The sequence below is a fragment of the Pseudomonas sp. R1-18 genome (assembly GCF_051132095.1).
Taxonomy (GTDB): Bacteria; Pseudomonadota; Gammaproteobacteria; order Pseudomonadales; family Pseudomonadaceae; genus Aquipseudomonas.
The window spans coordinates 2,733,578-2,747,762 of record NZ_CP071658.1 but is presented as its reverse complement, the minus strand read 5'-3'; the positions used below and the strand labels follow the sequence as shown (position 1 = coordinate 2,747,762).

12 protein-coding genes are annotated in these 14,185 nt (G+C 62.1%); 7 read left to right on the top strand and 5 right to left on the bottom strand.

What is annotated here, in order from left to right; all coding sequences use genetic code 11:
- The first annotated feature begins 131 nt into the window (after window positions 1-131).
- On the top strand, window positions 132-2,519 hold the full coding sequence (locus J3P77_RS12680) for a DNA polymerase II (RefSeq protein ID WP_434676980.1): 2,388 nt from the start codon (window positions 132-134) through the stop codon (window positions 2,517-2,519).
- Window positions 2,520-2,527: 8 nt separating this feature from the next.
- Here J3P77_RS12680 and J3P77_RS12675 read toward each other — a convergent pair whose 3' ends face one another.
- Window positions 2,528-3,367 (bottom strand): NAD-dependent protein deacetylase, encoded by an 840-nt coding sequence (locus J3P77_RS12675; protein ID WP_434676979.1) that lies wholly within the window; start codon window positions 3,365-3,367, stop codon window positions 2,528-2,530.
- Window positions 3,368-3,486: 119 nt separating this feature from the next.
- Here J3P77_RS12675 and J3P77_RS12670 point away from each other — a divergent pair, with 119 nt between their 5' ends.
- Entirely contained in the window at window positions 3,487-4,329 is an 843-nt protein-coding gene (locus J3P77_RS12670) for a PhzF family phenazine biosynthesis protein (RefSeq protein ID WP_434676978.1), read from the top strand.
- A gap of 166 nt (window positions 4,330-4,495) precedes the next feature.
- On the opposite strand, the gene J3P77_RS12665 is transcribed toward J3P77_RS12670, so the two are convergent.
- From J3P77_RS12665 to J3P77_RS12650, 4 genes are all read right to left on the bottom strand, one after another.
- Complete coding sequence (locus J3P77_RS12665; protein ID WP_434676977.1) at window positions 4,496-5,335, bottom strand: TIGR03915 family putative DNA repair protein; 840 nt, start codon at window positions 5,333-5,335, stop codon at window positions 4,496-4,498.
- Window positions 5,332-6,552, bottom strand: a complete 1,221-nt coding sequence (locus J3P77_RS12660) for a putative DNA modification/repair radical SAM protein (protein ID WP_434676976.1) — start codon at window positions 6,550-6,552, stop codon at window positions 5,332-5,334. Before J3P77_RS12660 ends, J3P77_RS12665 begins: the two co-directional genes overlap by 4 nt.
- Window positions 6,553-6,651: 99 nt before the next feature.
- Window positions 6,652-7,020 carry a hypothetical protein gene (locus J3P77_RS12655; RefSeq protein ID WP_434676975.1) on the bottom strand — a complete coding sequence of 123 codons (369 nt, stop codon included), beginning with the start codon at window positions 7,018-7,020 and terminating at the stop codon, window positions 6,652-6,654.
- A gap of 120 nt (window positions 7,021-7,140) precedes the next feature.
- Window positions 7,141-8,289, bottom strand: a complete 1,149-nt coding sequence (locus tag J3P77_RS12650; protein ID WP_434676974.1) for an aldose epimerase family protein — start codon at window positions 8,287-8,289, stop codon at window positions 7,141-7,143.
- Between the two features lie 244 nt (window positions 8,290-8,533).
- Between J3P77_RS12650 and J3P77_RS12645 the strand changes: the two genes are divergently transcribed.
- From J3P77_RS12645 to araH, 5 genes are all read left to right on the top strand, one after another.
- The gene (locus J3P77_RS12645) at window positions 8,534-9,406 is read left to right on the top strand and encodes an SMP-30/gluconolactonase/LRE family protein (protein ID WP_434676973.1); all 873 of its coding nucleotides are present in this window, start codon (window positions 8,534-8,536) and stop codon (window positions 9,404-9,406) included.
- 29 nt (window positions 9,407-9,435) lie between these two features.
- On the top strand, window positions 9,436-10,254 hold the full coding sequence (locus J3P77_RS12640; RefSeq protein WP_434676972.1) for an SDR family oxidoreductase: 819 nt from the start codon (window positions 9,436-9,438) through the stop codon (window positions 10,252-10,254).
- 126 nt (window positions 10,255-10,380) lie between these two features.
- Window positions 10,381-11,385 (top strand): substrate-binding domain-containing protein, encoded by a 1,005-nt coding sequence (locus tag J3P77_RS12635; RefSeq protein ID WP_434676971.1) that lies wholly within the window; start codon window positions 10,381-10,383, stop codon window positions 11,383-11,385.
- 68 nt (window positions 11,386-11,453) lie between these two features.
- Window positions 11,454-12,977, top strand: coding sequence for an L-arabinose ABC transporter ATP-binding protein AraG (gene araG / locus J3P77_RS12630; protein ID WP_434676970.1), 1,524 nt, complete (start codon window positions 11,454-11,456; stop codon window positions 12,975-12,977).
- Window positions 12,978-13,035: 58 nt separating this feature from the next.
- Entirely contained in the window at window positions 13,036-14,001 is a 966-nt protein-coding gene (gene araH / locus J3P77_RS12625) for an L-arabinose ABC transporter permease AraH (RefSeq protein ID WP_434676969.1), read from the top strand.
- The last annotated feature ends 184 nt before the right edge of the window (window positions 14,002-14,185 follow it).

Sequence of the window (14,185 nt, the reverse complement as noted above, 5' to 3'; positions counted from 1 at the left end):
GCTGATGGCCAGGCGTCGGGGTCTCCTGTCTTATCGGCTGTAGCGGCGGGTTCTTGAACCGGGCATCGGTTGTGACCCGGGCGGTCAATGCCACGTAGAATGGCCACCACACCGTCAATGAGGTCGCCGCGTTGGAGTTACAGCAGGGCTTTATCCTGAGCCGTCACTGGCAAGACACCCCTGCGGGCACGGAAATCGAATTCTGGCTGGCGACCGATCAGGGGCCGCGCCGGATCCGCCTTCCATGCCAGCCATCCGTCGCTTTCATACCGGCCGATCAGGGTGATCGCGCCAGATCGCTGCTGCGCGGCGAGCAGGGTGTCGAGTTGCGTGAACTGGCGCTGTGCGACTTCAGGCACCGACCGGTGCTGGGCGTGTATTGCCTCCAGTACCGGCAACTGATGAACGTCGAAAGACTGCTGCGCAAGGGCAACATCGACGTTTACGAAGCAGATATCAGGCCGCCGGAACGCTATCTCATGGAGCGGTTTATCACCGCCCCGGTCTATTTCAGCGGCACGCCCGATGCCGAGGGTGTGCTATGTAACGCTCAGATCAAACCGGCGCCCGATTACCGGCCGCAGTTGAAGCTGGCATCGCTGGATATCGAGACGACCGAGCGAGGGGAGCTGTATTCGATTGCCGTAGAGGGCTGCGGCCAGCGTCAGGTCTATATGCTCGGGCCACCGAACGGGCCAGCTGATGCGCCGACCCAGAGCGGCGGCGCGACTCTGGACTTTCAGCTCGACTACTGCGACACCCACGCGCAGCTGCTTGAGTGCCTGAATGAGTGGCTGGCGGTCCACGACCCCGACGCGATCATCGGCTGGAACGTGGTGCAGTTCGACCTGCGGGTCCTGCATGAACACGCGCAGCGCCTCCAAGTGCCATTGAAACTGGGGCGCGGCGGCGAGGCCATGGGCTGGCGGGAACATGGCAGCCGCAACAATCATTTCTTCGCCGAAGTGAGTGGCCGGCTGGTGATTGACGGCGTAGAAGCCTTGCGCTCGGCGACCTGGAGCTTTCCCTCGTTCAGTCTGGAGAACGTCTCACGCACGCTGCTCGGCGATGGCAAGGCCATCGACACGCCGTACCAGCGCATGGACGAGATCAACCGCATGTTCGCGCAGGACAAGCCCGCGCTGGCGCGGTACAACATCAAGGACTGCGAGCTGGTCACGCGCATTTTCGCCAAGACCCAGCTGCTGACGTTTCTACTCGAACGCGCCACCGTCACCGGCCTGCCCGCCGACCGCAGCGGCGGCTCGGTCGCGGCATTCTGTCATTTGTACATTCCTTTGATGCACCGCCAGGGCTTCGTCGCGCCCAATCAGGGCGAACGTTTGCCGGAGGCCAGCCCGGGCGGCTTTGTGATGGACTCGCAGCCCGGTCTTTACGAGTCGGTATTGGTGCTGGATTACAAAAGCCTGTATCCGTCGATCATCCGCACATTTCTGATCGACCCGGTCGGGCTGATCGAGGGCCTGCATGATCCTGACCCGGACCGGTCGGTGCCGGGTTTTCGTGGCGCACGCTTTTCCCGCACCCGGCACAGCCTGCCAGCCATCGTCGAGCGGGTCTGGCAGGGGCGCGAAGCCGCCAAGCGCGAACACAACGCGCCACTCTCACAGGCGCTGAAAATCATCATGAACGCGTTTTACGGCGTGCTCGGCTCCAGCGGTTGCCGATTCTTCGACCCGCGGCTGGCGTCGTCCATCACCCTGCGCGGGCATGAAATCATGCTCAAGACCCGCGAGTTGATCGAAGCGCAGGGTTATACCGTGATCTATGGCGATACAGACTCGACCTTCGTCTGGCTGGGGCGTCCGCATGGCCAGCAGGAGGCGAGCGACATCGGCCAGGCGCTGGTCCGCCGGGTCAACGACTGGTGGCGTGAGCACCTGCGTGACGAATATGGCTTGCACAGCGCCCTGGAGCTGCAATTCGAAACTCACTTCCGGCGTTTTCTGATGCCCACGGTGCGCGGCGCCGAAGAAGGCAGCAAAAAGCGTTATGCCGGGCTGGTGGTGCGCCCGGATGGAACCGAGGAGATGATTTACAAGGGGCTGGAGACGGTACGCACCGACTGGTCGCCGCTTGCCCGGCAGTTCCAGCAGGAGCTGTACTTGCGCATTTTCAAGCGCCAGCCGTATCAGGACTACGTCCGCGATTACGTACGTCGCACCCTGGCAGGCGAGATGGACGACCTGTTGGTTTACCGCAAAAGGCTGCGACGCCGTCTGGATGAATATGAGCGGGTGGTGCCACCGCACGTTCGGGCAGCGCGCATCGCGGACGAATACAACGATCAGCAGGGCAGGCCGCGCCAGTATCAGAGTCGCGGCTGGATCAGCTACGTCATGACTCTGGCAGGCCCCGAGCCGTTGGAGGTACGGCGGGCGCCCATCGATTACGATCACTACGTCACTCGCCAGCTTCAGCCGTTGGCGGACGCCATTCTGCCCTTCGTTGGCGATGATTTCGGCAAACTGATCGGCGGTCAGCTGGGGCTGTTCTGACTACCCGGCTAGCTTGGGGCGAGCAACCGCTCGGCCAACGCAGGCAACAGCTGTTCGCAGGGCTCCTGGATCTTCAGCGTCAACAGATCATCCGCGCGCGTCTTGCCGTGATTGAGGGCAATCACCGGTTTGCCTTGCTCGGACATCGCCCGGCATAAACGAAACGCTGACCAGGCCATCAGCGAGCTGCCCACCACCAGCAAGCCTGCGGCCTGCCCGACGCGTGCCATGGCGTCGGCGGCCGTGGGCGGCTCCACGTTTTCGCCGAAGAACACCACGTCCGGTTTGAGGCGCGCGCCTTCGCAGTGCGGGCAGTGCGGCACCTGAAAGCCAGCCTCGAACGCGGGGTCCAGCAACGTGTCGCCATCCGGCGCTTGTGTCGCGTCGACGCCGGCCAGCCAGGGGTTGTGCGCGAGCAATTGCTGCTGGATATCGGCACGTTCGCTGCGCTGGCGACAATCCAGACACAGCACGCGTTGCAGGCTGCCGTGCAGCTCGACGACAGCCTGGCTACCGGCCTTGCTGTGCAGGCCATCGACATTCTGGGTAATCAAACCGCTGATTCGGCCTGCCATCTGCAACGTGGCGAGCGCCTGATGCGCGGCGTTCGGCCGGGCGGCGTCGATGCGCGGCCAGCCGAGCATCGCGCGCGCCCAGTAACGGCGTCGCGCATCCGGATTGCCCACGAACTCCTGATACATCATCGGCTGCTTGCCGCGACGTACGCCGTCCTTGTCGCGGTAGTCGGGAATGCCCGATGCGGTGCTGATACCCGCGCCGGTAAGTACCAGCAGCGGCTGCCCGCTCATGGCCCGGCCGAGCGTTTCGAGAGGCGTTTCTACAGGCATGTCGGTCTCCATAGGGCGGTAAACGATGGAAGCGCGTATGCGCACGGGCTGCGTCCGCCCCTTTGCGTTTGCGCCGCTGCGTGGCAATCTCGTGGCCTTTTCAGGCAGAGGGCAGCAGGATGCGCAAGTTCAATTTCAAACAGGTGGATGTGTTCAGCCGTGAACCCCTGTTGGGCAACCCGCTGGCCGTTGTGCTGCAGGCCGATGGGCTGAGCGACGAACGCATGGCCGCCTTCGCTCGCTGGACCAACCTGAGTGAAACCACTTTCCTGCTTGAACCTGCCGACCCGCGCGCAGATTATCGCGTGCGGATTTTCACCACGCTTTCCGAGCTGCCGTTCGCCGGCCATCCCACGCTGGGCAGCTGTCACGCCTGGCTGGAAAAAGGCGGCCTGCCCAAGGGCGAGGAAGTCATTCAGGAATGCGGGATAGGCCTGGTGCGGATTCGTCGGGTCGGTGAACAACTGGCGTTTTCCGCGCCGCCACTGCTGCGTTCAGGCCCGGTGGACGCTGAGCATGTCGAGCGTCTGCGTCGGGCATTGGGGCTGGAGCACGACGCGATTGTTGACGCGCAGTGGATCGACAACGGCCCCGGCTGGCTGGCGCTAAGGCTTGTCGATCGCGCCAGCGTGCTGGCGATCAGACCCGACTACGCCGGGCTCGAAGGGCAGGTGGTGGGCGTGTTTGCCCCGTGGGACGCTGAGGTTGATGGCGATGACGCGCAGTTCGAGGTGCGGGCATTCGTGCCAGGTGACGGCATGCCGGAGGACCCCGTCACCGGCAGCCTCAATGCCGGAATCGCGCGATGGCTTCTGGCCGAAGGCCTGGCCCCGGACAGCTACATCGCCAGCCAGGGTACGGCGATGGGACGTCGGGGCAGAGTGCATGTGCAGCGAGTCGGTGACGATATCTGGATAGGCGGCGAAACCGTGACCTGCATTGATGGCAGTGTTTCGATGTAGCAGGCGGCTGGCGAGGACATAACAACAGACGACACAACAGCTGCGACTGTACCGGCCTCTTCGCCAGCAAGCTGGCTCCCACACGGATATCCTGCGCCCGCGCCCGCACATGAATGGAACCGTCCGGGCGGCGATCCGTCGGCGGCGTTCGCTTGTCCTCGAAGACTCATTCCTTCAACGCAATCTTCTTGCCGCGCCGGGCGCCGATGTCGCTGGCCTGGCCGTCGCGTTGCTTGCCGGTGCGCGCCTGAGTGATCAGCGCCGGGATCAACGGGCCTTCCGGCAGGTTTTTCCAGAAGCGAGCGGGCAGGTGGCCCTGCATGACTTTGGGGTTTAGTCGCGCTGGATTGAAGATGTGGCTGTAGTAAGTCAGCCACAGTTCTCCATGGGGATCGTCCACCTGCCGGGCCATTTGCTGCCAGGCCTGGGGGCAGCTGCGTTCATGAATCAGCTGCGTGCCGTCGTAGTAAACGCCGTCCTGGGGCGTGGCGATCAACCAGCGGTGTTTGCCCATGCGTCCGATGAAGTGCTGGCTGGCGCTATAGAGAATGTCGTGCGCCGGCTCATGCCAGGCAACGTATTCAGGGCGCAGTAACGTTTCGTCCCGTCCCGATTCCGGCAACGCCACGAAGCGCAGGAAAGCATGCAGATGATGCGCCTCACGGCTGATGGACTTCAGGCGTCGATGCAGCTCGCTGCCCAGCTTGTCGCCCGCGAGCATCGCGGTCCGGTCACCGTGGCAGACCCGCCATAGCACCTCATAGAGCAGGCTCCAGCGCTGATCGCCGCGATAGGCAGAGGCGCTTTCCAGCATCGTCAGCAGCTCCAGTGGCACTCGCGCCTGAAACGGGCCGACATGCTCGGGAAGGTCTTCGTCACTGGCAAACAGATCGGCGGCGTCCGGCGCTTTCCAGCTCACCCGGCTGGGGTCGATTTCATGACTCAACAGCCAGCGCGCCTGCTGGCGCCAGGTACTGAACAGGTCGTCGCAGTCCAGGCAGATCATCCCCAGAGCCCCATCTGCTGTGGCTGCGGACGATCCCGAAGCTGCTGATGCAGGAATTCGCTGCTGGTTTCGGATTGGGGTGGATGGTAGTCACTGGTGATGATGAACGGCTTGGCCTTGGCCAGCACGCAGCGCAGGCGGGTCAGGTCTTCATAGCGGATGCGCCGTTGACGACGCAGTTCGACCAGCCGCTGCGTGGTGCGGATGCCGATCCCCGGAATGCGCGCGATGAGCGACGGGTCGGCCTGATTCAGATCCAGCGGAAACACCTGCCGGTTGTCCAGTGCCCAGGCCAGCTTCGGGTCTATGTCCAGCGCCAGGTCACCCGGCCCCTTGAGCAGTTCGCCTGCGGTAAAGCCGTAGCCGCGCAGCAGAAAGTCGGCCTGATACAGACGGTGCTCGCGCATCAACGGTGGCGCCGCCAGAGGGACGCTGTCGGGGCTGTTCGGGATCGGGCTGAACGCCGAGTAGTAAACCCGGCGCAACTTGAAGTTGCTGTACAGCGTCTGGGCACTGTGCAGGATGGTGCTGTCGTCGGTGGCATCGGCGCCGACAATCATCTGCGTGCTTTGCCCGGCCGGTGCGAAACGTGGCGAGCGCGGTTCGTTGCGTACCGTTTCCTCGCCGGTGTAGATGGTATGCATGGCTTGCTTGATCGAAGCCACGTCCTTTTCGGGCGCCAGTGTCTGCAGACTCTGGTCGGTGGGCAGTTCGATATTGACGCTCAGGCGGTCGGCATAGCGCCCGGCCTGCTCGATCAGCGCCGGGTCGGCATCCGGAATCGTCTTGAGATGGATATAACCGCGAAACTCGTGTTCTTCGCGCAACAGCCGCGCGACCTGCACCAGTTGTTCCATGGTGTAGTCCGCCGAGCGAATGATGCCCGAACTCAGGAACAACCCGCTTACGCAGTTGCGCCGGTAGAAATCGAGGGTCAGGGTGACTACTTCTTCAGGGGTGAAGCGCGCCCGGGGCACATCGCTGGAACGGCGGTTGACGCAGTATTGGCAGTCGTACAGGCAGAAATTGGTCAGCAGGATTTTCAGCAGCGAGACGCAGCGACCGTCCGGCGTATAGCTGTGGCAGATGCCCATGCCATCGGTCGAGCCCAGCCCCGATTTGCCTTGCGAGCTGCGTTTGGGTGCGCCACTGCTGGCGCACGACGCGTCGTACTTGGCGGCGTCCGCCAGAATGCTGAGCTTGTCGATAAGCTGCATGAAAAATCCCGTCACTGTTTGCATGTACAGTATCGGGTCGCGAGCAGGCTCACAAGCAGCAGCCGCTCAAGGACGGTGCCGGGCGATGAATGGCGCCTGTCATTCGTGGGTGCCGTAGGGGTTGCGCCAGATTACCCAGCGAAGCTGAATGTTCAGCGGCGCTGGATAAGTGCTGCGCGGCGCGTTCACGTTGAGGTTGCGGCGCGCATCGGGCAGCCGCTGCTGAGGCGAATCAGGATCAGGTGTCTGCCGAAACGGTGTGAAGCGTGCACGCGTGGGGTCGGCGACGCGCAGGGCCTGAATGCACTCTTCTTGAATCAGCCAGCGCGTGGCCAGCTGGTGATGGTCGAGCAACGGTTCGGTTACGGGCTGAGCGGAACGGGAAGTGCCGTGGAGGGTGTTGCGAAGCGCAGTGCGCTGCGGGGCGGTACGTTCAAGCGTGTCGTGGTCGGTGTACTGAGTGGACATATCGTCATCCTCGCTGGCTGGAGGTTGTGGGATGTCGTACTGCTCAGATAGCGACCGCTTGAGCTTAAGACGTTTTTCACCGCACAGGCCCGGTAATCGGGTCCTGTGCGACGGAATGCCTTAATTGTTGAGGAATTTGAAGATGGTGGTCTGGGTGTAAGTCTTGCCCGGATCGAGGCGCGTGCTCGGGAATTTCGGCTGATTGGGCGCATCCGGGTAGTGCTGGGTTTCCAGCGTGAACGCGCCCCAGTGCGGATAAATCTTGCCCGCCTTGCCGCGAATGCTGCCATCCAGGAAATTGCCGGTGTAGAGCTGCACGCCGGGCTCGGTCGTGTACAGCTGCAGGCGTCGACCGGAATCCGGATCGCGAACTTCCGCAGCGAGTTTTTTCACGTCGCCCTTGGTGTCCAGTACCCAGTTGAAGTCGAATCCGCCTTGCTTGGGCTCGGCGTATTTCAACTGCGGATGGTCGTCCTTGATGTGCTGGCCGAACGCCGTTGGCTTGAGGAAGTCCAGCGCTGTTCCGGCCACGGCGGGCAGCTCGCCAGTGGGGATCAGCTTGTCGTTGACCGGCGTGTAATGCGAGGCGTGCAGCGTAGCGACCTGCTTGAGGATGTCGCCGCTGCCGGCACCGGCCAGGTTGAAATAGCTGTGGTTGGTGAGGTTGAGTACCGTCGGCTTGTCGGTGGTAGCGCGATAGTCGATCTTCAGCTCGTTGCGCTCATTAAGGCTGTAGGTCACTTCGGTAAGCAATGCGCCAGGGAAGCCCATCTCGCCGTCAGGTGAGAGGTAGCTCAGTTTGACGCCGACCGAGTCGTCGGTCCGGGTGTCCTGGGCTTTCCAGATACGTTTGTCGAAACCCTGGTTGCCGCCGTGCAACGCGTTGGTCTTGTCGTTGAGCGGCACGCGATAGGTTTTGCCATCCAGTTCAAACGTGCCGCCGGCCAGACGGTTGCCGAAACGCCCGATGGTGGCGCCGAAATACACCGTGCCATTGTCCTGGTAACCCTTGACGTCATCGAAACCCAGCACAATGTCCGCGACCTTGCCTTGTTTGTCCGGGGTCAGTAGCGATTGCAGCGTGGCGCCGTAGGTAATGATGCTGGCCTGCACGCCATGGCTGTTGCGCAAGGTGTATTTTTCGACGGCGGTGCCATCTGGCAGGGTGCCGAAACTGCTGCGCTCGCTGGAAAGCGACGCGGCCTGGGCGGTGAGGGTGGCGATCATCAGAGACAGTCCTATAGAGCCTGCAAGAGCCTGTATTTTCATCTGTTCTACCCGCTTTTATTGTTGTTGTGAAAGGTCAATGACAGCCGGGCTGCCATCGTAGTGCTGCCCGTTTCACGCATTGGTAAGACTATTTGATCGGTTTTCATCCGATGGAAGGATTTATAGACGATAAAATGCCGCTTGAAAAATAAATCGTAATACTATTTAGTGGGTGGAGCGTCAGGGCCGCTCGTAGAGCCCCGTACAACGATAAAAGCCTTACAACAATAAAAAGGACATCGTCATGCAATGGTTGCCCGTCTCCGAGCACCGTTTCATGCTGGCCGAAGGCCCGTTCTGGGACGGCCCGCAACAAGCCCTCTACTGGGTCGATATCGCCGCACGCCTGGCCTGTCGACTTGCCGACGGACAATTGCGCCAATGGCGCATGCCCGAGCCGGTTTCCGCGTTCATTCCGACCGATCGAGGCGACGCACTGGTAACGCTGGCCAGCGGCGTATATCGCCTTGACCTCGAAGCCCCGACTGTCAGCCTGCAGCGTCTGTGCATCGCCGATCCAACCCCGGGAAATCGCGCCAACGAAGCGCGCTGCGATGCGCAGGGTCGATTGTGGGTGGGCAGCATGCAGAACAATCTCGACGCTGAGGGCGGCGACCTGCCGATTACCCGCCGCTCCGGTGCGCTCGCACGGGTCGACACCGACGGCGCTGTCACCCGCCTGCTGGAAGGTCAGGGCATCGTCAACACGCTGCTATGGAACGCCGCCGGGACGGAGCTCTATTGCGCCGACACGCTGGACGATGTGATTTACGGTTATCCGCTGCGCGACGACGGCAGCCTGGGCCCGCGGCGTGTCTGGGCGGCGCAGCAGCCTCACGGATCGCCGGACGGTTCGGCCATGGACGCCGAGGGCTATGTGTGGAACGCCCGCTGGGGTGGCAGCTGCCTGCTTCGCTTCGCGCCGGACGGCAGCCTCGACCGGGTCGTCGAGCTGCCGGTCAGCCACCCGACCAGTTGTGTATTCGGCGGCCCGGACCTCACGACGCTATACGTCACTAGCGCAGCACCAGCCGACGCCCATGGGCAGTTCGATGGTGCGCTGCTCAAGGCCGATGTGGGGGTGACCGGCCTGGCCAGTCACCGTTTCGCCGGCTGATGGCCAGCGTGCATGCAGGAGAACCTGACATGGCATTACCGCTTTCGCTTCCCCCGGTTCCCGAACCGGTTCGCGGCGAGCGTCTCAAGGGTAAAGTCGTGCTGGTCAGCGGCGCCGCGCAGGGTATTGGCGAGGCAATCGTCGCCTGCTTCCAGGCGCAGCAGGCCCGGCTGGTGATCAGTGACATACAGGGCGAGAAGGTCGAGGCCGTCGCCGCCCGTTGGCGTGAACAGGGCGCCGAAGTGCATGCGCTGGCGGTCGACGTCAGCCGGCAGGATCAATGGCACGCCATGGTCGAGCTGGCGCAGGCGCGTTTCGGCCGCATCGATGTGCTGATTAACTGCGCCGGGGTCAACGTGTTTCATGACCCGCTGGAAATGGCCGACGAAGAGTGGAAACGCTGCTTTGCCATCGACCTCGACGGCGCCTGGTACGGCTGTCGCAGCGTGCTGCCGAGCATGATCGAGCAGGGCGCGGGCAACATCATCAACATTGCTTCGACCCATTCCAGCCACATCATTCCCGGCTGCTTTCCCTACCCGGTGGCCAAACACGGGCTGTTGGGGCTGACCCGAGCGCTGGGCATCGAGTATGCGCCCAAGGGAATCCGGGTCAACGCCATCGCTCCCGGCTACATTGAAACTCAATTGAACGTCGATTATTGGAACGGCTTCGCGGATCCCCAGGCCGAACGCCAGCGCGCGCTGGATCTGCACCCGCCGCGCCGTATCGGCCAACCCTCTGAAGTGGCGATGACTGCGCTGTTCCTCGCCACCGACGAAGCACCGTTCATCAACGCCAGCTGCATCATGATCGATGGCGGGCGGTCGGTGCTCTACCACGAGTGACACTCGGTTACATTGCGATCATTCGCAATATGGTATGACTATTTAACAGGTTTGGCGGTCGTCGGAGGACGCCAATCCTCCCATCGCTGGACGCTGTAGCTATTCAATAACAATAAGGAGTTAGCTATGTTGAGACGTCACGGGATTCGTTCCCTGTGCTGTGCCGCCGTTGCCACCGCCATCCTGGGCGGCAGTGGAGTTACATTCGCCGCCGAGAAAGTGAAGATCGGCTTTCTGGTCAAACAAGCCGAGGAGCCCTGGTTCCAGACCGAATGGGCCTTTGCCGAGAAAGCCGGCAAGGAGCACGGTTTCGAGGTGCTGAAGATCGCCGTTCCCGATGGCGAAAAAACCCTGGCAGCCATCGACAACCTGGCCGCCAACGGCGCCAAGGGTTTCGTGATCTGCCCGCCGGATGTCTCGCTCGGCCCGGCCATCGTTGCCAAGGCCAAAGCCAACGGGCTCAAGGTGATGGCGGTCGATGACCGTTTCGTCGATGCCAAGGGCAACTTCATGGAAGACGTGCCGTATCTAGGCATGGCGGCCTTCGAAGTCGGCCAGAAGCAGGGCGCGGCCATGGCCGCCGAAGCGAAAAATCGCGGCTGGGACTGGAAAGACACCTACGCCATCATCAACACCTACAACGAGCTGGACACCGGCAAGAAGCGTACTGACGGTTCGGTCGATGCGCTGAAGAAAGCCGGCCTGCCGGAAAGCCAGATCCTGTTCACCGCGCAGAAAACCCTCGACGTCCCTGGCAGCATGGACGCCACCAGCTCGGCGCTGCCGAAACTGCCGGCCAACGCCAAGAACCTGATCATCGGCGGCATGAACGACAACACTGTGCTGGGCGGCGTACGCGCCACCGCGTCCAACGGCTTCGCGCCTGCCAATGTCATCGGCATCGGCATCAACGGCACCGACGCGATCGACGAGCTGAAGAAAAAGCAGAGCGGTTTCCACGGTTCGATGCTCCCAAGCCCGGACAAGGAAGGCTACGACACCGCCTACCAGATGTTTCAGTGGGTCACCACTGGCAAGGAACCGCCCAAGTACACCGCGATGGACGACGTGACGCTGATCACTCGCGACAACTTCCAGGAAGTGCTGACCAAGATCGGCTTGTGGAAGTGAGGTAATCGAGGGGCCTGATCCCAGGCCTCTTTTTCCTGCGAGCAAGGTCATGCGAGGAGAGCGGAGTCATGCAACAAGCTATCGAGCTACAACCTGCGGGCGGTGCCCTGCGCTTCAACGGCATCGGCAAGGTGTTCCCCGGCGTCAAGGCGCTGTCGGAGATCAGCTTCGAGGCGCGGCCCGGCAGCGTTCACGCGCTGATGGGCGAGAACGGGGCGGGTAAATCCACTCTGCTGAAAATTCTGGGCGGTTCCTACCAGCCCAACAGCGGCACTCTGCAGATTGGCGAGCAGACGCATCACTTCAAGTCTACGGCCGACAGCATTGCTGCCGGTGTGGCCGTGATTCACCAGGAGCTGCATCTGGTGCCGGAAATGACAGTGGCCGAGAACCTGCTGTTGGGTCATATGCCCAATCGCTTCGGGCTGATCAACCGCCGCGCGTTGCAGCGCCGGGCAAGCCAGCTGCTCAAAGGTCTGGCCGATGAAATCGATCCGGGCACCCGGTTGGGCGACCTGTCTCTGGGGCAGCGTCAACTGGTGGAAATCGCCAAGGCCATGTCGCGCAACGCGCACGTCATCGCCTTTGACGAACCGACCAGCAGCCTGTCGGCGCGCGAAATCGACCGGCTGATGGCGATCATCGTCCGGCTGCGCGACGAGGGCAGGGTGATTCTGTATGTATCGCACCGCATGGAAGAAATCTTTCGCGTCTGCGATGCGGTGACCGTATTCAAGGACGGGCGCTTTGTGCGCACCTTCGAACAGATGGCGGATCTGGATCATGACCGGTTGGTGACCTGCATGGTCGGTCGTGACATTCAGGACATTTACAATTACCGCCCGCGCCAGCATCAGGGCCCGAGCCTGCGGGTGACCGGTCTGCTGGGGCCTGGCTTGCAGGAGCCGGTGAGCTTTGCCGTGCAGAAAGGCGAAGTACTGGGCTTTTTCGGTCTTGTCGGTGCGGGCCGTACCGAATTGTTCCGCTTGCTGTCCGGGCTTGCGCGCAGCAAGGCCGGCACCTTGCAGCTCGATGGTAAGGCGCTGCAATTGAAGTCGCCCCGCGACGCAATCGCTGCCGGGATCCTGCTGTGCCCCGAAGACCGCAAGAAAGAAGGGATCGTGCCGCTGTCCAGCGTCGCCGAGAACATCAACATCGGCGCGCGGCCCCGGCATGTGAATTTCGGATGTCTGATCCGGGGGCGCTGGGAACGCGAGAATGCGCGCTCCCAGATCCAGGCAATGAACGTCAAGACGCCGAATCCCGAGCAGCAAATCATGTACCTGTCCGGCGGCAATCAGCAGAAGGCAATCCTCGGTCGCTGGCTGTCGATGCCAATGAAAGTGCTGTTGCTCGACGAACCGACCCGCGGCATCGATATCGGCGCCAAGTCGGAGATTTACCAGATCATCCATAACCTGGCCGAACAGGGCATTGCCGTGATCGTGGTGTCCAGCGACCTGATGGAAGTGATGGGCATTTCCGACCGGATTCTGGTGATGAGCGAAGGCGCAATCACCGGTGAACTCAACCGCGACGAGGCTGACGAGTCGCGACTCCTGCAACTGGCTTTGCCACGCACGCGCAGCTGACCCTGGCCTGCGAACCTGAACAGTCAGTGTGACCATGAACAATAAAAAAGAGGTGCGTATGTCTACCGAAACCAGCCTGCGGGCTCCCCGCCAGGGCTTGAACCTGCGCCGGTTCGTCGATGAATGGGTAATGCTGTTGGCCGCGCTGGGCATCTTCGTGCTCTGCGCGGTGTTCATCGACAACTTCATGTCGCCGTTGAACATGCGCGGGCTGGGACTGGCGATCTCCACCGTCGGCATTGCCGCCTGCACCATGCTCTATTGCCTTGCGTCGGGCCATTTCGACCTGTCGGTCGGTTCAGTGCTGGCATGCGCCGGCGTCATCGCCGGGATTGTCATCCGCGACACGGACAGCGTGGTGCTGGGTGTCAGCGCGGCGTTGGCAATGGGTGTGGTGGTCGGGCTGATCAACGGCATCGTGATCGCCAAACTGCGGATCAATGCGCTGATCACCACGCTGGCGACGATGCAGATCGTGCGCGGCCTGGCTTACATCTTTTCCAACGGCAAGGCGGTCGGCGTTTCCAACGAAGACTTCTTCATCTTCGGCAACGGGCAGTTCTACGGCGTGCCGGTGCCGATCCTGATTACCATCGCCTGCTTCATCTTTTTCGGCTGGCTGCTCAACTACACCACCTACGGCCGCAATACCATGGCCATTGGCGGTAATCAGGAGGCGGCGTTGCTGGCCGGTGTTCATGTCGACCGCACCAAGATCATCATCTTTGCCGTCCATGGCCTGATCGGCGCGCTGGCCGGGGTGATTCTCGCCTCGCGCATGACATCCGGTCAGCCAATGATTGGCCAGGGTTTCGAGCTGACGGTGATTTCCGCCTGCGTGCTGGGCGGGGTGTCGCTCAGCGGCGGCATCGGCATGATCCGCCACGTGATTGCCGGGGTGCTGATTCTGGCGATCATCGAGAACGCCATGAACCTGAAAAACATCGACACGTTCTATCAGTACGTGATCCGCGGCACCATCCTGCTGCTGGCGGTGATCATCGACCGGATGAAACGCCGCTGACGGGTGTGTCGAGCCAGCTTGCTGGCGAAGAGGCCGGTACAGGCGCAGCTGTTGTGTCGCCTGTTCTTGTGTCCTCGCCAGCAAGTTGGCTCCCACGGAGTCAGGTGCAGGCACATGTGCTGCGGCAGCTTGCTGGCGACGCGGTCGGTTCAGCCACTACAGATGTGTGGTCTGGGATGACGCT

What these genes read in the sequence shown, in the direction of transcription:
- J3P77_RS12675 (WP_434676979.1), bottom strand. Translation starts at nt 3,367, where the DNA reads ATGCCTGTAGAAACGCCTCTCGAAACGCTCGGCCGGGCCATGAGCGGG.
- J3P77_RS12670 (WP_434676978.1), top strand. Translation starts at nt 3,487, where the DNA reads ATGCGCAAGTTCAATTTCAAACAGGTGGATGTGTTCAGCCGTGAACCC.
- J3P77_RS12665 (WP_434676977.1), bottom strand. Translation starts at nt 5,335, where the DNA reads ATGATCTGCCTGGACTGCGACGACCTGTTCAGTACCTGGCGCCAGCAG.
- J3P77_RS12660 (WP_434676976.1), bottom strand. Translation starts at nt 6,552, where the DNA reads ATGCAGCTTATCGACAAGCTCAGCATTCTGGCGGACGCCGCCAAGTAC.
- J3P77_RS12655 (WP_434676975.1), bottom strand. Translation starts at nt 7,020, where the DNA reads ATGTCCACTCAGTACACCGACCACGACACGCTTGAACGTACCGCCCCG.
- J3P77_RS12650 (WP_434676974.1), bottom strand. Translation starts at nt 8,289, where the DNA reads ATGAAAATACAGGCTCTTGCAGGCTCTATAGGACTGTCTCTGATGATC.
- J3P77_RS12645 (WP_434676973.1), top strand. Translation starts at nt 8,534, where the DNA reads ATGCAATGGTTGCCCGTCTCCGAGCACCGTTTCATGCTGGCCGAAGGC.
- J3P77_RS12640 (WP_434676972.1), top strand. Translation starts at nt 9,436, where the DNA reads ATGGCATTACCGCTTTCGCTTCCCCCGGTTCCCGAACCGGTTCGCGGC.
- J3P77_RS12635 (WP_434676971.1), top strand. Translation starts at nt 10,381, where the DNA reads ATGTTGAGACGTCACGGGATTCGTTCCCTGTGCTGTGCCGCCGTTGCC.
- araG (WP_434676970.1), top strand. Translation starts at nt 11,454, where the DNA reads ATGCAACAAGCTATCGAGCTACAACCTGCGGGCGGTGCCCTGCGCTTC.
- araH (WP_434676969.1), top strand. Translation starts at nt 13,036, where the DNA reads ATGTCTACCGAAACCAGCCTGCGGGCTCCCCGCCAGGGCTTGAACCTG.